Below are 21,931 nucleotides of genomic sequence, written 5' to 3'. Positions count from 1 at the left end.
GGTCAGACGGTGGGGGATGATGAGCGCATGACTGATCAAAAGACACGAGACATAGCAGCTAGGCGTCGTTCTCGGACACGGGAAATCACCACCTCCCTCCAGCGGCGTCTAGACCTCCACAAGAAGCTAGACGCCTGGTTCGACAAGCAGCATCAACGAGACAAAGAGCTAGGAGCGTTGCTTTCTGAACTAGTGGAGTTAGGCGAGAAGCCCACCCAGCTCGCGTCGGTTCTTGGAATGCCTCGATCCAAGGTGAAGCAAATTATCAATGAAGCGACAGAGTCCGCGTCATCTAGCGACCAGCAAGATGATCACGTGGATGCACGTCCAGGTGATGTGCTGGAAGAGTAAGGCCTATACACCAGTGACAAGCTCTCAACTAGGTGAGGAGGTGCCGCTGCCCGGGATGCCGCCTCTACTGGTGCGCGCCCATGTGCCAGCGCTCGCACTAACCCAGAAATCTATCGACGCCTTCCAAGGCAATATTTCGAGTGCCGCTGATAGAGGACGACACAAGGGCAAGCGTCCAGTGAACGACTCCAGCTGTAGATACCAACGTTCACTACGCATACGAACAGCGTTGAAGGATGGTTGGGATGAGCAAGTGTTTGTTAGCGCTACGCTCCACGTCACTTAGGACCCAGCCCTCCCTCTGGATGTTCAGTTGGAGAAATAATCTGAATGAACCCCCAAAGGATATGGAGTACTCACCGGCCTACCGGTATCAAGCCGACGACCGTAACCACTGTTCGAAAGGATAGTCAGCCGAAATCACCGTGGAGTCTTAGGCAAGCTAGCCTGAAGGGGTAGTGCGGTAGCTCCTCGTCCGTTCGCGGGCGCTACGATCTGGTGAGCTTGGCTACCTCTGCAACGAGGTCTTCGGGCAAGGCTCAGTAACCCGGCCGTCGCGGCGAGCGGACGACGCGGTCTTTGGCATCCTGATCAGACTTCATGGGCATGACTTCAGATTTTCGCATCTATTCAGGCGGATCAAAGCCTGCGACACTTCAGGGCGTGCGTTTCATCACTCTCTCGAGGGGTGCTCGTCACATGTCTATGATTCTGGTTAGAATGCTTGGTGAGGGAACGGAAGTTGTTTTCTCAGACATGTTCGCTTTGAGGTAGGGGATACGAAAGAACAGGTTTGCCCCTACCTCGTCGGCTTAGTTGGCAGTGGGCATGCTTATGCTTGGGGCAGGTGCTCGCAATGGCAGCAGTTAATCCTGCCATCGCACTATTGGCTGCTCTAGGTGAAGGTGCATTCTGGGTATGGGTATCTACCCACTGCTAAACTGGAGTTACCAATGTCGCTGTTTTTGATTGGAGTTGCGGTGTTTGCGGCTGGGAGTTTTGGCTATGCCCGGGGCCTGCGGCAACGCATGAAGTCAAATCCGGACCTCCAAGGAAAAGGCCTTAAAGCTCTATTTAAGAAGCACTAGCAGATAAACCTGCTACTGACATTTCGCTCTTAGGTGTTAGCGAGGATGGTTCGTGCGGCTATGTTACGGCCATGAACATTTTCGGCTCGGGGTCGGAGATGTTTGTGGACTTTTCCAATGCGACCTATTTCTTTTTTCCGACGGTTCCCCCTCGCTGATGGCACCGCTCAGCTCCGCAACGGGGCCGACCGCCTCGGTACTGGGCTCGCCGATACCAGGTCCGATACCGACACCCTGGTCAACGGCATGGCCCAGCTGCAGAGCGGAACGGGAGAGCTGGGCGCGGATGCTACCCATGTTTCCAGAGGCGTCGAACAGATCGCCATGATGGCCGAGGAACTGGTTGGGCAGCCCCAACTACGTTTGATGTCCATCCGTTGAGGAATGATGTGGCGAATCCACGGTGTACTCGAGTGGTTCAATGCCTCTTGGAGGTCCACGAGCACTTTCGTGCCCAGCTGGGCACTCGTTAGAAGAACGGTGCATGCTGTCTTGGAAGCTTCAGCAAGCTCGACAGTGGACCACATCCTATCGACCTCGATCGCCGATGGACAGGTGGGGATGAGAACGAGGTCGGCGGCTTCAATAGCAGCGGAAATTATGTTACCGCCTCCCGGAGGGCAATCGATTAGGACTACGTTCTCGCCGCGGCAGCTCCTCGCCCACCCGCGGGCGCTACGATCTGGTGAGCTTGGTGGTCTCGATGACGTCTTGGTGCGCGTCCGGTCGCAAAAGCGGCCGTGGCCGATTGACCTAACTGCGATGCCCTAGCCACGCACTGATCGGACCCTTCTCCATAGGTTGAAGTAAAGGCTTCCTTCTCGTGGGCGTACCGGCTGTACTACCGGGTACCGGAGTTCACCGAGCCTATAACGAGAATATTCGCAATCTGGGTGTTGCGTTGCAATCTGGGTGTTGCGTTGCAACCTAGGTGTTGCGTTGCAACTTGGATGGGGCCTATACTTGTTGTCAACAGCGGTGGTTAGTTCCACCGCCCTGTTGATATCTAAAAACACCCCCTCAGCGTTCGCATCGCTGAGAGGGTGACGGGTACAAGACCCTTAGATGAAGACCTCTGCCAAGGCCTTCACTATTACGGTCAAAATTTCTAGAACCTTGGTGGCCAGCATAACCTTCTCAGAGGGGCTGGCGCCAAGGTTTTCTTCGTCTCGACCGGGTGTGCTTCGTGTCTTTTTGGACATGTCGCACCTCCTTCCAATCGCTATGGTCCTCTCGCCAGTCAATACTGCGCGAGGTACACACGATCGCGCGCGAGTACAACGCGCAGCGACGAAAGAAGCCGACCCCTAGGGGGCGGAACCGGATCTGATTCTACCCTTTTTTACATCTTCATTCGAGTGGGTTATGCCGTTGCTGGGAGGCTTGGTTTGGTGCGTGTGGCTGCGTCCACGAGGAGGTGCCCTCACCTTTCCTGCCTCTGTGTTGAGCTGTAGGGGTTTTGGCATTGATTTTGTCGAGGAGGAGTCTGGCGCTATATAGGGCCTTCTCATCTGTGGATTGGACTGGGAACTCACGTTGGTATTGTGCTACCCGGAAATCGTGCTGTTTCTTGGATATTTCGCCAGCCGCCTGCAGACAATCGGCTTCTCTCGTCTTGGCTTCAAGCACTACTTCGTTGACAGTAGCTTTCCCCCGTTCCTCAACGTAGGCTTTTGTGGGGTTAAGCTCCAGTGACCATTCCTTCCCCCGCCCTCGCACGGCGCACCGCTGCTTGTAGTCGATTTCGTCCTGGATCGCTGCGCCGGATTTCTCTTTCGCCACCAGCTCTGATCGGAGCTCACCAATGTTGCTTTCAAGCTCGGCTAGTTCTTCGGTGTGAGCGAAGTTCGGGGCAGATTTCTGTTCTAACTCAGAAAGCTCTTGGGCTGCATGTGCTCGATCCACGTAGTGGCGCTCTAAGGTGCTGGGCATTGACTCGATTTTATTTTCCAGACGTTTCAGCGCTCCAGACCTCTTGGCGGTATTCTCGTCAAACTCGGCGATGTCTTGGAAGCTGAAGCGACTAACCGCGGCCATGTCTTGCGGGCCGTTCTTTGCATATACCTCGTAACAGGTATTAGCTACGCTATAGCGCCCTTCAAACTCCACACCAGCAATGACGGCGATAGTCTGGGGTTCCTGTTGACGAAAGCGAAGACCTCGCGCAATAGAGCTTGTGATAGAGGTTGCAGCCTCAATACGGGTAGTAAATACCTCGCCCCTTCCATTGGCCCAGGCACGATGCTCACTACTAAGCCAGTCGTGCGCACTGTCGATGTGTCGTGAGTAAAAGCCGATTGCGCTGTCATGAGTCGCGACTGTTGACCGTAGGTAGGTGATAGAGGATTGATTCGATTGGCGTGCGGCCTGCCACTCTTGACGTTTGCTGACTAGCTCGTCGCGGCGCTGCTCAAGGCGGTGGAGTGTGACGTAGCGTTGATCGCCGGTCGCGATAGCTTTGTGCATGGCAGCGACCTCCTCCGAGGAATCTTCTATTGGCTCTAACTGATCGATGACACGTCCAGTGCGGAAGAAATCATTGATGAATCCGAGTTTCCTCGTGAAGGCCTGCCAACTCACCGCGTCTGCGGTTCCCTCGGCGATATAGTGGTACTCATCCATTTCTAGGTTTTGGTTACCTTTACGGATACCGCGTCCATTGCGCTGCTCTAGATCTGCTGGCCGCCACGGTAGATCCACATGGTGGATCGCGGTGACACGATCTTGGATATTGACCCCCGTTCCCAACAGTCTCGTGGAACCAATAAGAAGATCAACCTCCCCATTGCGACAACGCTTATACAACGCTTCACGCTGTTTAACGTGATCCTGCGCAAACTCGATCCGGTCAGGATTCATACCTTGTTCCACAAGCAGGTCCTTTATCTCCTGGTAGAGGCTGTAGGAGCCATCTCCAGTTGGAACAGCGGAGTCAAGGAAAGCGATTTGAAGCCCGCCCGGATTAGGATGTGGATTGCCGTTGACGTCCAAATAACGGTCATCCTTGTGGGCGTGGTAGGTGGCGAGCACATTCTCTGCTACGGCCTTAGCCCGTGGTGAAGCTCCCTCAATATCGAGATGGACTAGGCGCGGTGAGATAGCAACCTTGCGTCCATCCGTCAGTATCTTTAACACGGAGTCGCGTGCTGGGTTGAACTCTTGCTGTGGTGAAAGTCGGTCTTTGAAGTCGCGCATAAAGTCGCGTGCTTCTTGCCCAACCGAGAACGACACCGTGATAGGCCGCCCATCATTGCTTAACATGGGTAGCCTATGCTCAATTTGTTCTTGGTACACAGTATCTGTGAATTGATGCGCGATAGCTTGCAGGTCCGCGACGTTGCTGTAGCCCCTGGTGCGGTTTTTAGACACAAGCTCGTTTTGGGCATTGATCTCGAACTCAGTGCTCTGGCTGCTGAACATTGCAGCCCACTGATCAATGCTAGCGACGGACATAGATCGGGCGAGGTCAGGGCGGAGGTAGTGCTGCATCACCCATATTTCTGCGACATTGTTCGCGATTGGGGTACCGGTCGCGAGGGTGCACACGGGAGTCGTCTCCACATTTTTACCTGCGGTGTTGTTCGCCTGACGGAGATAGCTCAGCTTCATATCAAGGTCTGTGGCCTTCTGGGAGCCGATGATGCTCATGTCCGCGATAGCAGACTGCCGATCAAGGTTCTTGTACTCGTGTGCTTCGTCGATAAACAGATAATCTGCAGGGGTAGCGTCGAAGTCTAGCCCCTCGATTCTGCTGGAAGATTTCAACGCTGTGAGCCGTTTATCAATGTTTTTCCGCGCTGATCGAGCACGCTTGGCCAGGGGTGAGTCGACACCATGCTCAAGGGCTATGGCCTGATACGCTTGGTCGAGCTCGTCGTATCGTTCCTGCAGGTACTGCTGCTGGAAGGTTGTAGACATGTCAATCGACTTGAAGATCGTGTCAGAGACGATCACAAAGTCCCAGTCCTCGGCCATAGCCTGTGAGACGAATTGGATTTTATCTTCACGGCTGGCGTTCTCCGGTGGGGTAAGCACTTTCGCTTCTGGGTACCACTGCTGCGACTCAGCCACCACTTGGGACGCAATATGGTTTGGTACCACGATCCATGGTTGCTGCGCTTTCCCGAGACGTTTCAGTTCCATGGCAGCCATGAACATCGTGCCGGTTTTACCAGCACCAACACAGTGGTTGAGGAGTGTTCCGGGCTCGTTGATGATGCGTTCAACGGCGTTTTTCTGATAGGCGTACGGGGTTGTGACGGCGCATCCCGGCAGTTTGCGGCCTGATCCATCATATTTCGGCGCGGCATGGCTTCTGAATTTCTCGTTGTAGAGTTTGAGGAGCTCTTGATAGCGGTCGGGGTCGCTAAGGAGCCAATTCGAGAAGTCAGCTTGGATATCGTGCCACTTCCGGGTTGCGAACCGTGTCGCCTCACCAGACACCTTGTCTGATGGGTGGTTAGTGGCCCACGAGGTTCCATAGCGAACTTCCGGGGTGCGCAGATTTAGCGCATTCTGGAACATTCTGAAGGCGGGGATAACGACTCCGTCGCCTCGCGTGCATGCCAAGCCTTGGTTGGCGTAGCGCTGTAGCTCCGCCCGCTGTGAGCGGTAATTGAAACGGGGGCTTCCACCAGCAGCTACCAAGCCGAAATCTAGGTCGGCTTTTCCACCGTAGTTCCATTGCCTCTCGCCGAAATCAATCGTCCACGAACCACCAGCTCGGACTACCTTGGTGGTCTTCGGCGCGCCTAGGCGCTCGATGAGGTACTGCTCGTAGTAGCGCTTGTCGACCCAGCCGGTACCGGGGCGGATAGTGGGCAGCTGCTCGGCCTGTTCAGGTATGACCTCTTTGAGAGCATCCACGTTTGCCTGCAGGCGAGGATCCTCGCTGACAGCGGCTCTTGCTTCCTCAAGCTTGGTGCGCACATTGCCAGAAAGATACGTCTCACGACGCATCAGCCGCTCGGGATCGGCAGGATCACGGTAAACCTGCCCGGAAGACACCAGCTCCTCCACGACATCCTCTGGATCCCGACCAAGGGCGTCGGCAACACCCGCCGGATCGATAACCCCGTATTCGCTAATGCTGACCGCGATAGCATCCTCGAGCGTGGAAACCTGTACTTTATTCCGGCTACTGCTCGCCTGTTTACCGAGCAACAGGCCCTTTTTCGCAACTTCCCCAGTAGACGCGTCGACCTCATCCAGGCCAAGCAACATTATTGAGCGCGGGTCCTTGTCAAAAGGATCGATGTAGGGCAACTTCTTCTTCGTGTAAGGCTGCTTTTCAGTAACCTCGGAGCGAAGCTGCTGCTCGACGTTCTCAGGTAGTGGCTCGGAAGGTACGAGCATATGCTCTTTACGCCACTGCTGCTCACGCTCCTTAAAAAGCAACTCCTGCTGCTTTTTCGATGGGGCCCGCATGGTGGTCTTTTCCTCGACAGTGTTCAATGCGCCCCAGCGCTCAACGAACGTTTCATGCTGAGCCACCAGCTGCTGGTAGTAGACCTCGGCACCAGATTCATCGCCTTCGCGTCGTGCCTCTTGAAGTCTTTTAGCGGTCTCCATGAGGTCGATGGTCGCAGTCCAGCGAGGGATAGCAGCTTTTGCCGGTGGCTTTACCTCAACCCACGCCTGATTCTTGTGTGAGTAACGCTGGAACTGCACAGAGTTTTCATCAGCGATATAGCGAATAGTGCCTGGCGTGGGCTGTTCGAATACCTGAGCATCGACGACGGCCTGAAGATCGAAGTCGGCAACTACCTGCGGAGGCGCTGTCGATGCAGCCTCGTCGATAAAACGAGAAAAGCTTGCCTTAAGCTCCTCGGCAACATCCTCACTATCAGGCGCTATATGCAGGCTGGGCTTACCGAATTGATTACGAGTAAGGCTTGGGGTACCTGCAATCGCCCATGGCCTATCGACGAACACACCGTTGACTCGTAGTTCCTCGCCTTCACCGACCGACATCCGTTTTGTTTCGATGAAAGCGTCGGACAAGGCACTTGGGGCTTGATCACTGGGCCGTTTTCGGAATAGGAGTATGTCACTGGTGACACCCGTGCCAGCGTTCGCTTGGAACGCACCGGAAGGAAGCCGGACCGCGCCTATAAGATCGGCCTGGTTGATCATTGCTTCGCGTGCGGTGGTATTTGCCGCATCGGCCGTATAGGTGCTGGTTATGACCGCAAAAACACCACCGTCGTCCATCATCTCCAGAGTCTTGGTGATGAAATGGTTGTGAATTGATAGTTGACCGCGGTTGTACTTCGGGTCGTTCAAAGAGCGGTTCTCGAACGGGACGTTGCCAATAGCCGCTTGGAACGTACCCTTCGGCAGGTCAACATTTTCATACCCCAGCTCCATGATCGTCGCTGTCGGATAGAGCTGGCGGGCGATACCTGCAGAGATCGGGTCTTGCTCCACCCCAATCATGTTCTCTTGGCGTGAAGCATTGCTGATAAAGTTGCCGGTTCCAGCACCGGGTTCGAGGACTCGGTGTTCCTCGGTGATACCAGCTTGGGCTAGAACGTCCCACATGGGGCGCACTAGCTCTTCGGGAGTGAAAAAAGCGGTGGTGGTACTCGAATCAAGAATTCGATATGTGCGATCATCTACCGTTTTCCGTAGCCGGTCTCTCAGTTCAGCCCATTCGGCGCTACGACGATCAAACAGTGCCGATACTCCACCCCATGACGAGTACTTCGCCAGCACTTGCTGTTCTTCTGGTGTTGCCCACCGTTGTTGTTCATGAAGCGAATACAGTAGCTCGATAGCGGCGATATTATCCTCAGCACGCTGACGTGGATCACGCGCCACCGGCTCGCGACGGCGCGGATCAAACGTCGAAGGAGTTCCTTCTAGTACATCTTTCCCGCCCCAGACTTGCCGTAGCGGGCGTCCACCAGTCGGTAGTACTCCTCCCAGCTGTCGGCGTCCATCGGAGACTTGTCCGGATCGAACTCCTCTGCTTCTTCCTCCTGCATCTGCTGCATCCGGAGAGCCCTGATCGGCTCGAGGTACATCTCCTCGAGAACTAGTTCGCTCCCGATGTAGTGCGCCTGTTCGTGAATCTTCATCCACTCGTCGATGTTCTCGTCCAGCCGTTGCCCCGGATTCTGCTTCGCCCAGTTCGCCTTCGCGTTCTCGGTCGCTTCGTAGATTGCTTCTCCGGTCCTGTCCAGCAGCTCCTGCCAGGCTTCCTCGATCGAGTCCTCGTCGGTCGGAAGGCCCAAGATCTCGTGCCACTCTTTCAGCATCTCCGGCTCTGCGTATGTCGCCATTGTTACTCTCTTCCTTTTCTGCCTCTGGTGTCGGTTGGAGGGCGCCGTCGAGTATGTCGAAGAGCCCCAATTGATTCTCGTCGCTACGTGTCTGTCTACGCCTTGCCATGTGCTCTACTCCTTCATGTAAATCAACCCGACAAATGGTTAATCGTACTGGAGCAAGCAGGCGCAAAATAGCGTTTAAACTGCGTCTTTACGGCAACAAATAGCTTTGTTGCTTTGTTGCCATAGAGAGGCGGCAACAAGTTGCCATGTTGCCAGATTCTACCGTTCTAGGCGTTTCAGATAGGTGGTTATGGCCTCCTCAAGAAGATCGTTGATCGATCGATTCTCCATAGCGGCCGTTGCTTTGAACTTGCCGTGTAGTTCAGCATCGACCCTTGCCACCAGTCGTTTGCGATTGTCGTTCGGGCGTTGGAACGCATCCTTTACAGTCGACACCGGCTGCTGAGAGTGTTTACGCCTCTGCATGGGATTGGTCATTACTTCTTCCCTCCAGCGATATCGAAAACGTCTGCGGTCGCGAAGTCGTAGCCGTGAGCTTTCATCGGAATTCCTCCCCAGCTGCGTTTAATCTCCATTCTCTGAGGGATGATATGTCGAATCCACGGAGTATCGGAGTCGTCAAGAGCAGACCTAAGCTCCTCCAGGGCCTTGGTGCCGAGTTGCGCGCTCGTTAGGAGTACCGCGTAGGAGGTCTTAGAGGCTTCAGCAAGCTCGACAGTGGACCACATTCTGTCGACCTCTATTGCCGAGGGGCAGGTGGGAATGAGTACCAGATCGGCAGCCTCGACGGCGGCGGTGATGATGTTTCCGCCTCCTGGAGGACAATCGATTATCACTACATCCTCTCTACGCGGTCTTGCGAGCACACGAGCGTTCGCGGGGACCACTTCAAAGGGAAGCGGCTCGTTCTCAGCGGCAATGTCCGCCCATGCTGTGGCAGACCCTTGAGGATCCGCATCAAGTACAACGACACGGTGTCCCCAGTTAGCGATGATCGTAGCCATGTAGATGGCAGTAGTGGTTTTACCCGTGCCGCCTTTAAGGTTGCATAGGGCGATGGTTGTTGTCATAGTCAGGTCCTTTCGATAGAGAAGTAGCTTTGACGACGTGAGTTAACGCGTTAGCGTGGTGCTTTGCGTAGCGCTGGGTTGTGCTGACTTGGTTGTGCCCCAGTGCGTGCTGGACAGCGATGAGATCGTGTCCAGTGCCGCTATAAGCAACGGTGGCGAACCGGTGCCTCAACGTGTGAAGTGACCATGGGGAGGGGAGAGCTTTACTAGCGAGCTTGCCTACATGGCGTGGTGATAGGTGCCCGTCTACGCGCCCTGGAAACAAAAAACCGGTGATCCTGGAGCGTTCCTCGATGGTCTTGCCGAGACTGTGCGGTACGGGAAGCGTGCGTTTAGCACCGCCTTTTCCGTGCACCGTCAGAATGTAGGCCCCCTCGCTGTAGAGCAGGTCTTGATGGTGCACCAGTGCGATTTCACCGCGTCTAAGCCCGAGTTCCGCTGCGAGCCTAAGAATGAGTGCTGTGCGGGGATCAGTGCCATGAATAGCCTCAACGATGATCTTATCCGGAGCTGGACGTGGCGGCGGAATACGGCGAGACGCCCTGTATAGATTCTTGATACTGGCAAGAATGTCTTTTTCGTCGACAACTCGATAAAACGCAAGCAACGACATGTAGTAGGAATGCCGAGTTTCGGTTGCCCAGCGCTGCGAACCGCTCCAAGCAATGAGTTGCTCCTGTGTAACCTTGTTAGGGCTATCGCAGCCGATCTCACGCGCAAAACGGCGGACATGCCGTACGCGGGTGTCCACCGATGACTCCCGCAATCCTCTCGCGCGTAGCAATAGCTCGAAACTACGTAGCGCGTCTTCCCAACCTGTTGGTATCGCCAACAAATACTGACTGTCGTTGATAAGCACAGAAACAATTTGAGACAGGAAGAATACTCACGGCGCCTTGCGACACGCCACTGGTTCCTCGGGAACGTCACCAACGGTGACCCAGCTCTATTTAAAGGCAAGCCACCCGCAGGGTGGCGCGGCAGCCCGAAGGGGTTCCCAAACATTAGAGCACTCGAAGAAACCCCACCCTCGTTCTTGGCATCGTGGCAACAAATCCACTTGGCAACAAATCCACCTGTTGCCTTGTCCACTCGGCAACAAAGCAACAAAGCTATTTGTTGCCAGTAGCGGTAAAAAAAGAGGCGAGCTACATCGCGCCTGCGCAAGGCTCCTAACCCAGAGGTCGTAGGTTCGAATCCTGCCCCCGCTACCACTTTCCGAGAACCCTCGGCTTCCGATTGGAAGTCGGGGGTTTTTGCTGTGTAGATATCTTGTAGGGCATATTTCCATAGCCGATTCACTGTGAGGCATGCTGCGGGGCTGGCGCGTCTTCTAATACATTCGTGGTCCGCGAGAGTCGCCGTACCGGGCATCCGCCAGCCGGCAGTACTCCTCTCGGCTGGCGGATGCCATCGGAGGTTTGTCCAGATCGAGCTCCTCCGCGTCCTCCTCCTGCATCTGCCGCATCCGCATCGACTTGATCGACCCCAGATTACATTTCCTCGATCGCGATCTCGCTGCCGTGAAGATGGCTCTGCTCGTGCTTCTTCATCCAGTACTCTGTCTGATCACACAGCCGTTGCCCCAGATGCGTCTTCTGCTAGGCTTCCTCGATCGAGTCCTCGTCGGTCGGAGGCCCCAAGATCTCGTGCCACTCGTACAGTATCTCTGGCTCTGCATAGGTCGCCATTGTTGCTGTCTCTTCTTTCCGCTCTGGGTTTTCGTTGAAGTGCATGGTTGAACGTGTCGCACAGCTTCAGTGATTCTGTCACTGTCTGCTCGCCTATGGCAGGCCATGTGAGCTACCCTCTCGGTGAATCCGCCTCCATGGTGGACGGCAATGCTCGGCCGATGTCGAGCATGGGCACAGGACTAGCTTTTCGGCTGAGGACATGGGGTATCACGGTGCTGTGCGTCGCCGTCAGATTCTGTCGGTGGGACCGTATCGCCGAGTGATGATGGCCTTCCTCCAGAGCCTCGTGGATGATTCACGCGTTCGCTGCGATGGGGGCTCATAGTGTGCGCTACGTCGCCGCTCTGGCTGCCACGGCCGCGTGCACAGAGCTGGGCACCCCAGTGTTATGACTAGAGCGCTTCACATCCCACTGGATCGCCGACTCACAGTAGCTCTCATCGCCTCGATGGGAGTGTCTTATACACGAGATTATTCTCACTTTTGGGGTGCGAATAACGTAATGGGGAGGGGCCGTAGCGAGGAGATGCTGGAGATTTCCTGCTGCGCCTTACATAAGCCCGCCGAGCGGAACCGTTGATCACCGTTCTGCATGTGTAGCGTAGTGGGTAGTAGGACGTCACTTTCTTCCTCGAGGTCATAGACCCAGTAGTGCGCCTACCCAGTAGCTAGGCCTATCGCTTCCATTGCATTTCGGTGAGAGCGCTAGGTGTTTACCGCGGCTCTTTCCCTCAGAGAATGGACATTTCCCTTGTCGTCGACAACAGAACCACACGACTCCAATTCGGTACGGCATGCACTGCCGAAAAATAGGACACCCCTCATACCGGCGGTGGATTTCGATGAACACGTAGCCCCGTGGCGCACACGGAACCTCATCATCAGTGTCATTGTTCCCACGATTCTCGTCCTGGTCTTGGTTTTCTGTAGCGACATCCTCGTCGGGATCATGGGTGATCTTTTTGCCAGTGTCTCCTCCTTAGCTGCGATGTCCCCGATCAACATAGGCTCCACCCTCGGGCGCATGCTGGCTGTCCTCCTGTGCCTCCTGCTGTTCACCAAGGTGTTTCGGTTGCGGTTACCCGATCTGGGCATGGTCCGAGAGAACCGCTTCGGCACCTGGATCACGGGTGCCGGTTTCGGCTTCGCCGCGGTGACCATCGTCTACCTGCTCAACGTGATCGTCGGGGCCCTCGACGTCACGTTCACCCTGAAGGCGAGCGAACTGTGGATTCTTCTGCTCGCGGCTGTCTTCTTTGCGTTCCAAGGATTCTTCGAGGAACTGCTCTTTCGTTTCTTCCTCATCCCCGCCTATGCCGCGCGGCTCACCGTGGCAGGCGCCATCGGCCTCTCGTCGATCCTCTTCGCATTTATCCACCTGAACAATCCGAACCTGACCATCTTTGGTCTGGTGAACTTGGTGCTCTACGGCGTCGTATTCGGCACGATGTACTGGCGCACAGGTAACGCCTGGTTCGTCGCCGGCTGGCACAGCGGCTGGAACTTCGTTCTCGCCATGCTCTACGGCTCGCACGTCTCCGGCAACGCACTACCTGGCTCCATCTTGTCCTCGGCTCCGAGCGGCAGTGCACTGCTCAACGGCGGTGAGTTCGGGCTGGAGGGTTCCGTGCTCTCCACGGCCCTCGGCGTCGCGATCATTGCATGGTGCATCAAGACAAAGGAGAAGGACGCCAACGCAGTGGTGTCCAAGCGGGTGCGCTGAGCGCCCTCAGATCATCATTGATAGCTTGTTGCCGACTAGGGGATCCCGTGGGGATACCCTGATGATGTGTGAAGTGGATAGCGCGCACAGCAGGGAATTCGCCCGTGACGTGCACGTCGGACGCTATGCGAGGCCGTCTTGTCCGAGAGGGTGGTGTGGTTAATCCCGCGGCGCGAGTGTAACGCTCGTGCGTCGATAATGCCGAGAACTGGATTGCCCAGTGCGCCCCGCCTGGGGAACGCACTGGGCGCTGTTTAGCTTTGAGTGGTGATGCTCCAGCCGGAGGCTGCTTCGCGGCGGTTCCAGAAGCGGCGGTAGGGGCCGTTAGCGGCGTAGAGTTCGGCGTGGGTGCCGTGTTCGGCTATGTGGCCGTCGTCGCTGAGTACGATGATGTGGTCTGCTTCGCGTACGGTGTCGAGTTTGTGTGCGATGACGAGTACTGTTGCTTCGTCGCGGAGCTTGTCGACGCTGGCAACAATGTTGGCTTCGTTTTCTGCGTCTAGGGCGCTGGTTGCTTCGTCGAGAAGCACGATGGGTGCTTTCTTGAGCAGGGCGCGGGCGACGGATACCCGTTGCCGTTCGCCACCGGAGAGGGACCGGCCGCCCTCACCGACGCGAGCATTCCACCCATCGGGCAGTCGCTCGGCGATAGATGTCACCCCAGTGAGAGCAGCTGCTTGTTTCACCTCATCGTCGCTCGCTCCTTCCCGGCCAACCCGGATATTTTCCATCAGGGTGTCATCGAAGAGGTAGACGTCCTGGAACACCATGGAGATCTGTCGCATGAGTTGTTCCACGGTTTGTTCACGAACATCGACGCCACCGACGCGAACGGCACCGGAATCAACATCCCAGAAGCGAGAGATCAGTCGGGCAACAGTGGTTTTACCAGAACCCGAAGGCCCCACTAGGGCCACCATGGTGCGCGGCGGGACGTTAAAGGACACGTCGTGGATGACCGGGCTCTCGGCGTCGTAGCCAAAACTGACGTTGTCGAACTCGATCTCCCCGGGGGAGGGGAGCTCGGCTTCTGCGGATGGCTCAGAGAGAACCTCGGCATCGAGAATCTCCATTGCTTGATCCAATGGTGCTCGCGCCATGTCCATACCGATGAGCGTGTCCATCAGCGCATTGAGTACCTGGCTGTATCGCAGGGTAAGGCCGATAATGGCAATGGTCTGCAATGGGCCTAGGGTGTCGTTGATCGCGAGGCTCGCGGTCGCTGAGATCATCACCACCAGGACCATCTGCACGACACCTCCTGCCAGCGCAATCGGCACCAGTGACATCCACAAATCCCGCAGCCGGGCCTTGTCTTCGGCCTCGGTGGCCTGACGCAGCGGGGCGAATTCACTCGATCGGCCCGCCGCGCGCAATGCGGGCTGGCAGGCAGAAAATTCCACAATGCGGTGGGATACCTCGCGTGTCTTCGGCACGACATTGGCCGTGGACTTCGCTTTTAGCCACTGGGCTAGTCCATTGACGAGGAGGACCACGGGGATGAAGGCGGTGAGGGCCAGCCCTAATGTGGGGTCCCAGAACCATGCGCCGATGACGATGACGAGCATCGTTGCAGCATTGCTTAAGATGGTGGCCATCATGTGTGCCAGTGTTTGGCCAATGGACATGAATCCATCGGTGACCAGCTGGGATAGCCCGCCGGTGCGCTCCGAGCGGAACCAGCCAAGCGGCAGGGCAGCTAAGCGGTCGCCGAGGCGGTGGTGCAGGCTCGTAATCAAATCGAGGGCGACGTCATAGCCCACGACGGCCGATCGATAGCGCAGTACCGCGCTGATGAGTGCAAGGCCCGCCAGGATAAATAACCACGCGGTGAGGTCGAAGCCCCAACTCGTGCCGCCGACGGCCATCGTCATTGCCGTAGGCAGCAGCGCCAGCATGGCGAGACCATCGACCACGCCCATCGCGGTGGTGAGGGCCATGTGGCGGATGTTCTGGGACCGACCACGGTCGGTGAGGAGGCGGCGGATTGGTCCGATGAGGAGAGGACTGCGGATAACGGAGACGCTCACGAGACTGCTCCTTGCATGAGTTCGGTGACGGCGTCGGTAGTGACATCCGCGCCGCGAAGGATGGTGTGGATACGGCCGCCGACAAGGTGCACCACCATATCGGCTCCGACAACCGACTCCGGCTTATGTGCGATAACCAATACAGTGCGGCCGACGACGAGTCGGTTCAATGCTGCTTGAATCTCCGCTTCGCAGTCGGTGTCTGTTGCTGCTGTCGCCTCGTCCAAAACGAGGATCGGGGCGTCGGCAAGCAATGCCCGCGCGATGGCAATGCGCTGGCGCTGGCCGCCAGAAAGATCAGTGGTGATGGTGTCCAAGCCCAAAGGCAGGGAGCGAATATCCTCGGCAATCTGGGCGTCAGCAGCGGCCTGCCAGACATCCTCGAGGGAGGCATCGGGGCAGGCGAGAGCGATATTGTCGCGCACGGACATCTCCGGCAATTGTGGGTCTTGGAGCACGAAGGACACGCGCTCATAGAGCTCTGCGGTAGGAATATTCCGTACGTCTGCACCACCAATTGTCACCGTGCCAGAGGTGGGATCTTGGAAGCGTGCCACCATTGTGGCCAGCGTTGACTTACCGGAGCCCGACGGGCCGATGAGCGCAGTGACAGTGCTTGGGGTCAGCGTCAGGGAGACGTCGGAAAGCGCCGTATTCTCGCCATAAGAGAAGGAAACATTGTGGAACTCCACGGTGTTATCGCGCGGATGTTCCGGCTCGTCTGGCGGAGTCAGAGAGGGACTGTTTAACACGTCCTTGACGCGTAGCGCGGCGTTGCCTGCCATCTGATAGGCCCACATGGAGGTGCTCATCGTGGTGATGGCCAAAGGAACCATCAGGGCGATAAGGCTGGTCGCAATCACATCGGCCGGATTGACGTAGCCCTGGGAAACCAGCCAAGCGCCACCGCCGAGGTTGATCAACACGAGCACCGACACACTGATCGTGGACTCAGCCAAGCCGGAGATGCGCAGCATCGGCCCCACCCAGTCGAGATAAAACTTGCTGAAGGTGTTGGCGGCATCCCGGTAGCGGCGGTGCGCCTGGCCGACCCTGCCGAAGGTTTTCACCACGGCGATGCCATCGGCGAATTCGGTGGCAGTCGCCGAGACGTTGCCGAGGTGGTCGTCCATGCGGGCGGTCTTTTCTCCCATGGACGACATCATCCAGGCTTGTACCGCGATGTAGATCGGCAGCGTCGCGATAGACAGCAACCCCAACCGCCAATCGACGATAAAGGCATAAACGACCAGTGCGATGGGGGCGATAACAGCTGCGGTGCTTTCCGCGGGGGCATGTGCGACGAGCATGTGCAAGGTTTTGACATCGTCCTGCACGGCCTTGCGTACTCGGCCAGAGTTTTTATCGCTGAACCACGCCAGTGGGGCGTGCGAAATGTGTTCAATGATGCGGTCGCGCAGAATTCGGTTGAGCTTAAGATCCGCGAAGTGGGTGACCGCCAATCCCAAGGTGAACAGCAGGATCTGCAGAATGAACGTGCCGATCAAGAAGTAGACGATGGTACGCACCCGGTCGGGGTCGGTAGTAGGTGAAAGAAGCTCCTCGCCGAGCCGGACCAGTGCGACATAGGGCGCGACCCGCAGTATTGCGGATAGTGCTGAGAGAATCCGGGCAATCCAGATCTGCTTCTGGATTGGGGAGAGGAATTCGTTGAGAGCGGCTTTTCCCGCCTGATATTTATTATCCATGTGTCTTCCTGTTGATATCTGGAAGGTGAACGACGTAATCCGCGCACTCCTCGATAAGTTCCTCGTCGTGGGTGATAACGATGACCACCGCACCAGCGTCGGCAAGCTGCCGCATCCGCTCAGCGATAGCGACCAGATGAGCCTGGCCGACACCCGAGGTGGGCTCATCGAGGATGTGTACCTGTTTGTTCTGGGCCATTGCTGAGGCAATGACGAGGCGCTGCCGCTGCCCGCCGGAGAACGACTGGGGGTGGCGATCCTCCAACCCGTCGAGATCGAGCTGGGCGAGAAGCGTGGCGACGTCGATAGCCTCACGCTCATTGGCGGTGTGGCCGAGGGTGATCTCGTCCTCCACGGCCGCGGCGAAGAGCTGACGGCTCACGTCCTGCATGACGATGTAGCTGGCCTTGGTGCGGGCGCCACTGCGCATGGGGGTGCCGTTGATGCTGATGGTGCCGCCGCGCGCCGGCGAACTCAGGCCGCACAAGAGGCGCGCCAGCGTGGTTTTACCGCAGCCATTTGGCCCGTTCAGGGCGGTGATAGCGCCGGCTGGGAAGGATGCCTCAGGGATATCGAGAATCTGCTTCGAGAGATAACTGAAGCGGATATTCTCCAGCTGCAGGCCAGTGCTGCCCTTCGGTGGCGCTGGGGGATGCGTGCCCTCCGGTGGGGTGATCCGGCGCAGCCCCAATTCGCGGCGCTGAGCGTCGGAAAGCGCAAAGAACTCTGCGCCGGTGAAGCGGTGTGCCAACCGGCCATCGCGGAAATAGAGCACCTGGTCCGCGAGGTCGCGGAGGAAGTAGAGGCGGTGCTCAGCGACGACGATGGTGCGCCCAGTGGCTTTTTGGTGGGCGAGGATATCGTGCAAATCGTCGATGGCATCCGGGGAGAGATTGGATGAGGGTTCGTCGAAAAGAAGTACCGGTGCGTGGCTGGCGATTGCGGCGGCGCAGGCAACTCGCTGAGTTTGACCGCCAGACAGTTCGTTGAGTTTACAGCCAATGAGGTGCTCTGTATTGGTTTCTTTCACCGCCGCGCGAATGCGGGCGATGGTGTCCTCGGCCGGAATCCCGAGGTTTTCATTGCCGAAGGCCAGCTCGCTGGTGACCTCGTCGGTGAAGAACTGGGTGCGGGGATTCTGAAACACCGTGGCGGAGGTGAGCAGCGCATCGTGCAGCGGCTGGTTGGGGACATCGGTACCACCCACCGTGACCGTGCCGGTGAGTGTGCCGAGATGGAAATTGGGTACCAGCCCATTAAGAAGGCGTAACCCGGTGGTTTTTCCCGAACCAGAGGCCCCGCATAGCACTGTGAGCGTGCCAGCTTCGGCGCTGAAGGTGATATCGCTCAGGCCATGCTCGGTGAGTTCACCGTTGGTGCCGAAGGTGTAGCGGAAATGAACGTCCGCGACGCTGATAGTCATAGCGGCAGCTCCCAATCGCTTTGAGCAAGGACGATGAGGGCAATAACGGCGACGATGAGGACAGCGTCGACGGGGCGGAAGCGCGGTTGCATGATGGAGGTCGGCTTGCGCGGCCCGCCGAGGCCACGAATCATAGCCGCGGCCGCGAGCTCATCGCCGGCGCGGACCACAGTGGTCAGCAGGGGGATGACAATAAGTTCAGCGGTGCGTAGAGGGTGGGCCATCATGGACCAGCCGGTGGGGCGGATGCCGCGCAGTGTCATTGCATCGACGACGGCGCGCGCCTCGGTGGCGATAACGGGGAACATACGAAAGACCACCGCCAGCGGCACCACCAAGAAATTCGGTGCGTGTAGCCGCTTGAGCGCATCGATGAGCTCGGTGGGGCGGATAGAAGAGACAGCCCAGTAGGCGGCGGCGATGACCAACCCAAACCGCGATAACCAGTATCCGATACCGGAGAGCAGCGCCAGGGTGGTGGAGGCGCCGGCGTTGATGATGAGCTCGTAGCCGAACACGAAGAAGAGCCAGAAGATGAGGAACTCGAAGAAGGGTGTCGGTCGCCGCAGTGTCGCCAGTGCCGTAAACACGATGATTGCGGCGGCGATCTCTACTGTTCTCGTCGTCGCCCCCAGCGCCAGTGCGTTGATCGTGATGAGCGTCAGCAGCACCGTTCGGGGGTCGGGGCGAGACAGCGGACGCGGTTCGGGTATGGGTGTCATGCCAGACCAGCGCGCTGGAAATTACGGTGGCTCAGGCGCTGCCCAAGTAAGCCACCGAGGACACCGACGATGAACATGCCGATAGCCCAGATGAGTAGCACGGGGCCGTTGAGCACAGCGGAGATGGAGTCGGCGTACTCCGGGTTCATCCGCTCTGCGACATCAGCCCAGAATTCGTCGCTGTTGAAGATGACGGGTAGCCAGCCGATGACCAGCCAGATGCTGAACACGCCGTAGGCCAGGGGGAAATTCTTCATGGCCTTGAGGATTGCATCGGCGGCGAGGCCCAGCAGCGGGGCGAGGATGAGCATGGCCCACCAGTTGCCGAATGCGACAAAAAGGATACTGGTGATGAGCGCCAGCAGGGTCAGCGCACCGAATTTCGGGACGCGGGAGGCGTAGAGAGCCACAACCACACCGTTGGCCAGAATGCCAATGAGGATGCCGACGAACATGAAGGCCGGACCGGCTAATTCGACCATGCCGGTGAGCATGACGACCGCGATATACAACGCGGTGAATATGCCGACGTTGATGAAGTCTCTGGTGGTCATTAGGCGAGTCCTGCTCGTTGGAAGTTGCGTTCGTTGAGCTTCTTGCCCAACAGTCCCCCGATGTAGCCGAGGATGAACAGGGTGATGGACCACATACCGATGATCCAGTTGGAGAACAGCTCGCGCATCTGATCGATGTACTCGGGCCCCATCTGTTCAGCGAGGTCCGCGTAGTACTCGTCGGCGTTGAGGATTGCGGGTACCAAGGGGCCGATAAACCACAGAGTGAAGATGGCGTAGGCCAGCGGGAAGCTCCTGCTTTTGATGAAGTCAGCAGCTAAACCCAACAGAACACTGATGATGATAATGCCCCACCAGTGGGCAGTGATGACGAAGAGCAGACTGATGATGAGGCCGACAAGCGCAAGTGCCCCCACCTTTGGTACTCGAGTGGCGTACAGAGCGATGACAGCACCGTTGATCAGGATGGCCAGTGTCCAGCCGACGAACATAAAAGCAGGGCCTAGGAAACCCACCAAGCCGACCACGAAGAGGACGGTGTAATACAGGGCGGCGAAAACACCGACATTGATGAAATCACGAGTTGTGAGGGTCACGAGCCCTACCTTAGCCACTAGTTAGTGAAGCCTAGCCTATCATATATGTTCTCGATGGGCATTAAGTCTGGCCTGGGTCCTTTGGGTGGGTCGTGGACGTCCAAGGAGGATCCGCACGTGTATATGGGCTCGCTAAGGTGTGCCGCATCCTATGAGCAGAGGGGATAGCGTGATCAGGACATGTTGTGTGCCGAGGGTGTGCGAGCGTTCACGAGTCGAGCGAAGCCCCTATGGCGGGATGTGAATAGATGGAAGGCGAGCCCGTCCCACTGCGGGCCTAATGCTTCCTCAAGGAAGCGCAGCCTGTGCGTGGTTTACCGATGAGAGGTTCCGCTGGGAGATGCTGGCGAAGGAATAAAAAGCGACAAGCCGGCGGTTTCGATCTGTGAGCAATGTGATTGGGCCGGTTCGCAAGGCTAGTTCAGTAGAGGTGATGGGCTGTGCGGGAAACGTGCTTGCGGGGTGGGGCGGCCACGCAGGCGGCCACTGTGACCTCAGTGCCTTGAAGGAATAAAAGCTGTGTCTCACTGTTGTAGCAGGCATGGATAACACGTCTTCTCTCGTTCACAATTTGATTGCACAACGCCGCACCATTCGCGCCTACGCGGACACACCAATCCCAGATGTGGTGCTGGATCGGGTTGTTTCCTCGGCGCTGGAGGCACCGAGTGCTTTCAACCTGCAGTTGCGTGATGTCGTGGTGGTTACTGATCCCGAGCTGCGTCAGGCGCTCACGGATTCCTCGGGGCAGCAACAATTTGCGGATGCCTCGGCGGTGCTCATCTTTGTGGGCCGCATGGAGATGTGGCCAGAGGATGCCGAGGAGATTCTCGGAGCTAAAGCGGACTATGTTCGCGGCTACAAGCAACAACAATCGGCAGGGCAACGTCGACAAGCCGCGATTATCGACGCCACGCTCGCAGCCGGCACCGCTTTGCTGGCGGCGCAGGCGGAAGGATTGGCCACTAATCCCACCACTGGGTGGAACGACGATGCGGTCAAGGAGATCATCGGCCTTGGTGGGCGAGACGATCGCAGCGTTGCCGTGATCGTGGCGATGGGGTATCCCGATCCACAGGTGGAGGTGCCGGCTCATCCTGGGCGCAAGGCGGACCGGCGGGTGGATAATAGCTACGCTGGCTAGCGCGCGCTCGGGAGGTCGCCCGTGCTCTATCGCTTGGTGGGTGGGAAGGCGTAGTTCTTGGGGCTGGGGTGTCTTTCCTGTTGAATTTCTCGATTAAAACGCATAGTTAGTTTTTCACTGCCTCTCTCTAGTGTCATGTATTTCGCTATAGAAGGTGGTGTTTTTATTCTCTGTACCTGCTTGAACTCTTCGCGGTAGTGTCTACGTGCTACGGGTGTCAAATAGTTTTTAGGCTGCATACTCTTCGCTCTATGATCCCTACGTTCCGTTCCTGCGGGGGGCCGGAGAGGGGCGCAGGCACCTGTAAATGCGGGCGTGTCAGAAAAAATTCCATAGCGAGGCTAACGCTGAATCTGAGGTAACCCTTTCTTGCTGCGATAGGGGACGCGACAGCAAAGGGGGTTTCGAATATCTAGTGACTTATAGGTAGGAATGCGCAGCTGAGGGCCGTGATAGTAGCGCCTTGGGTCGCTAGGGAGAGGGGGATTGATTCAAGAGGTGGGCCCGTGAAGGCAGTGCGTGGCGGAGTTAGTGGCGGCTCCAGAGGGGGTTCCCGAGTGGGGTCTGGGGG

The 21,931-nt window shown here is 57.3% G+C and carries 15 protein-coding genes; 3 read left to right on the top strand and 12 right to left on the bottom strand.

Annotated elements, in window-relative coordinates; translation table 11 throughout:
- Positions 1-27 precede the first annotated feature (27 nt).
- A complete protein-coding gene (locus tag GBB18_RS10005; protein ID WP_151550491.1) occupies positions 28-351 on the top strand; it encodes a hypothetical protein in 324 nt (107 codons plus the stop codon).
- Between the two features lie 2,149 nt (positions 352-2,500).
- On the opposite strand, the gene GBB18_RS10705 is transcribed toward GBB18_RS10005, so the two are convergent.
- The 6 genes from GBB18_RS10705 to GBB18_RS09980 form a co-directional block, all read right to left on the bottom strand.
- A complete protein-coding gene (locus GBB18_RS10705) occupies positions 2,501-2,641 on the bottom strand; it encodes a hypothetical protein (protein ID WP_192796020.1) in 141 nt (46 codons plus the stop codon).
- Positions 2,642-2,789: 148 nt separating this feature from the next.
- Positions 2,790-8,261, bottom strand: a complete 5,472-nt coding sequence (locus tag GBB18_RS10000) for a helicase-related protein (protein WP_151641576.1) — start codon at positions 8,259-8,261, stop codon at positions 2,790-2,792.
- A 41-nt stretch (positions 8,262-8,302) separates the two neighbouring features.
- Entirely contained in the window at positions 8,303-8,725 is a 423-nt protein-coding gene (locus GBB18_RS09995) for a hypothetical protein (protein WP_151550493.1), read from the bottom strand.
- A 267-nt stretch (positions 8,726-8,992) separates the two neighbouring features.
- On the bottom strand, positions 8,993-9,211 hold the full coding sequence (locus GBB18_RS09990) for a ribbon-helix-helix protein, CopG family (RefSeq protein WP_151550198.1): 219 nt from the start codon (positions 9,209-9,211) through the stop codon (positions 8,993-8,995).
- Entirely contained in the window at positions 9,211-9,804 is a 594-nt protein-coding gene (locus tag GBB18_RS09985; protein ID WP_151550199.1) for a ParA family protein, read from the bottom strand. Before GBB18_RS09985 ends, GBB18_RS09990 begins: the two co-directional genes overlap by 1 nt.
- The gene (locus GBB18_RS09980) at positions 9,773-10,663 is read right to left on the bottom strand and encodes a site-specific integrase (protein WP_151550494.1); all 891 of its coding nucleotides are present in this window, start codon (positions 10,661-10,663) and stop codon (positions 9,773-9,775) included. The genes GBB18_RS09985 and GBB18_RS09980 overlap by 32 nt, the downstream gene beginning before the upstream one ends.
- A gap of 1,667 nt (positions 10,664-12,330) precedes the next feature.
- On the opposite strand from GBB18_RS09980, the gene GBB18_RS09975 reads away from it, so the two are divergent.
- Positions 12,331-13,221, top strand: a complete 891-nt coding sequence (locus GBB18_RS09975) for a CPBP family intramembrane glutamic endopeptidase (RefSeq protein ID WP_192796019.1) — start codon at positions 12,331-12,333, stop codon at positions 13,219-13,221.
- A 254-nt stretch (positions 13,222-13,475) separates the two neighbouring features.
- Here GBB18_RS09975 and GBB18_RS09970 read toward each other — a convergent pair whose 3' ends face one another.
- From GBB18_RS09970 to GBB18_RS09945, 6 genes are all read right to left on the bottom strand, one after another.
- Positions 13,476-15,161 carry an ABC transporter ATP-binding protein gene (locus GBB18_RS09970; protein ID WP_370513278.1) on the bottom strand — a complete coding sequence of 562 codons (1,686 nt, stop codon included), beginning with the start codon at positions 15,159-15,161 and terminating at the stop codon, positions 13,476-13,478.
- 86 nt (positions 15,162-15,247) lie between these two features.
- The gene (locus GBB18_RS09965; RefSeq protein ID WP_151641574.1) at positions 15,248-16,960 is read right to left on the bottom strand and encodes an ABC transporter ATP-binding protein; all 1,713 of its coding nucleotides are present in this window, start codon (positions 16,958-16,960) and stop codon (positions 15,248-15,250) included.
- Positions 16,953-18,383, bottom strand: a complete 1,431-nt coding sequence (locus tag GBB18_RS09960) for an ABC transporter ATP-binding protein (protein ID WP_151641573.1) — start codon at positions 18,381-18,383, stop codon at positions 16,953-16,955. Before GBB18_RS09960 ends, GBB18_RS09965 begins: the two co-directional genes overlap by 8 nt.
- Positions 18,380-19,105 carry an energy-coupling factor transporter transmembrane component T gene (locus GBB18_RS09955; protein ID WP_151641572.1) on the bottom strand — a complete coding sequence of 242 codons (726 nt, stop codon included), beginning with the start codon at positions 19,103-19,105 and terminating at the stop codon, positions 18,380-18,382. Before GBB18_RS09955 ends, GBB18_RS09960 begins: the two co-directional genes overlap by 4 nt.
- On the bottom strand, positions 19,102-19,659 hold the full coding sequence (locus GBB18_RS09950) for an MptD family putative ECF transporter S component (protein WP_151641571.1): 558 nt from the start codon (positions 19,657-19,659) through the stop codon (positions 19,102-19,104). The genes GBB18_RS09955 and GBB18_RS09950 overlap by 4 nt, the downstream gene beginning before the upstream one ends.
- On the bottom strand, positions 19,659-20,216 hold the full coding sequence (locus tag GBB18_RS09945) for an MptD family putative ECF transporter S component (protein ID WP_192796018.1): 558 nt from the start codon (positions 20,214-20,216) through the stop codon (positions 19,659-19,661). The genes GBB18_RS09950 and GBB18_RS09945 overlap by 1 nt, the downstream gene beginning before the upstream one ends.
- A gap of 541 nt (positions 20,217-20,757) precedes the next feature.
- Between GBB18_RS09945 and GBB18_RS09940 the strand changes: the two genes are divergently transcribed.
- Positions 20,758-21,360, top strand: a complete 603-nt coding sequence (locus GBB18_RS09940; RefSeq protein ID WP_151641569.1) for a nitroreductase family protein — start codon at positions 20,758-20,760, stop codon at positions 21,358-21,360.
- Positions 21,361-21,931 lie beyond the last annotated feature (571 nt).

It is taken from the genome of Corynebacterium sp. 11A (assembly GCF_008930935.1).
GTDB classification, from domain to species: domain Bacteria; phylum Actinomycetota; class Actinomycetes; order Mycobacteriales; family Mycobacteriaceae; genus Corynebacterium; species Corynebacterium megadyptis.
Note: the sequence above shows the minus strand (reverse complement) of the source record. Positions and strands in the feature narration are given on the sequence as shown.

Excerpts from the sequence above, each read along its gene's own strand:
- GBB18_RS09985 (WP_151550199.1), bottom strand. The coding sequence starts at position 9,804 with ATGACAACAACCATCGCCCTATGCAACCTTAAAGGCGGCACGGGTAAA.
- GBB18_RS09960 (WP_151641573.1), bottom strand. The coding sequence starts at position 18,383 with ATGACTATCAGCGTCGCGGACGTTCATTTCCGCTACACCTTCGGCACC.
- GBB18_RS09955 (WP_151641572.1), bottom strand. The coding sequence starts at position 19,105 with ATGACACCCATACCCGAACCGCGTCCGCTGTCTCGCCCCGACCCCCGA.
- GBB18_RS10005 (WP_151550491.1), top strand. The coding sequence starts at position 28 with ATGACTGATCAAAAGACACGAGACATAGCAGCTAGGCGTCGTTCTCGG.
- GBB18_RS10705 (WP_192796020.1), bottom strand. The coding sequence starts at position 2,641 with ATGTCCAAAAAGACACGAAGCACACCCGGTCGAGACGAAGAAAACCTT.
- GBB18_RS09970 (WP_370513278.1), bottom strand. The coding sequence starts at position 15,161 with ATGGCCCTCACCACCGCGATGGGCGTGGTCGATGGTCTCGCCATGCTG.
- GBB18_RS09950 (WP_151641571.1), bottom strand. The coding sequence starts at position 19,659 with ATGACCACCAGAGACTTCATCAACGTCGGCATATTCACCGCGTTGTAT.
- GBB18_RS09940 (WP_151641569.1), top strand. The coding sequence starts at position 20,758 with ATGGATAACACGTCTTCTCTCGTTCACAATTTGATTGCACAACGCCGC.
- GBB18_RS09965 (WP_151641574.1), bottom strand. The coding sequence starts at position 16,960 with ATGGATAATAAATATCAGGCGGGAAAAGCCGCTCTCAACGAATTCCTC.
- GBB18_RS09990 (WP_151550198.1), bottom strand. The coding sequence starts at position 9,211 with ATGACCAATCCCATGCAGAGGCGTAAACACTCTCAGCAGCCGGTGTCG.
- GBB18_RS09995 (WP_151550493.1), bottom strand. The coding sequence starts at position 8,725 with ATGGCGACATACGCAGAGCCGGAGATGCTGAAAGAGTGGCACGAGATC.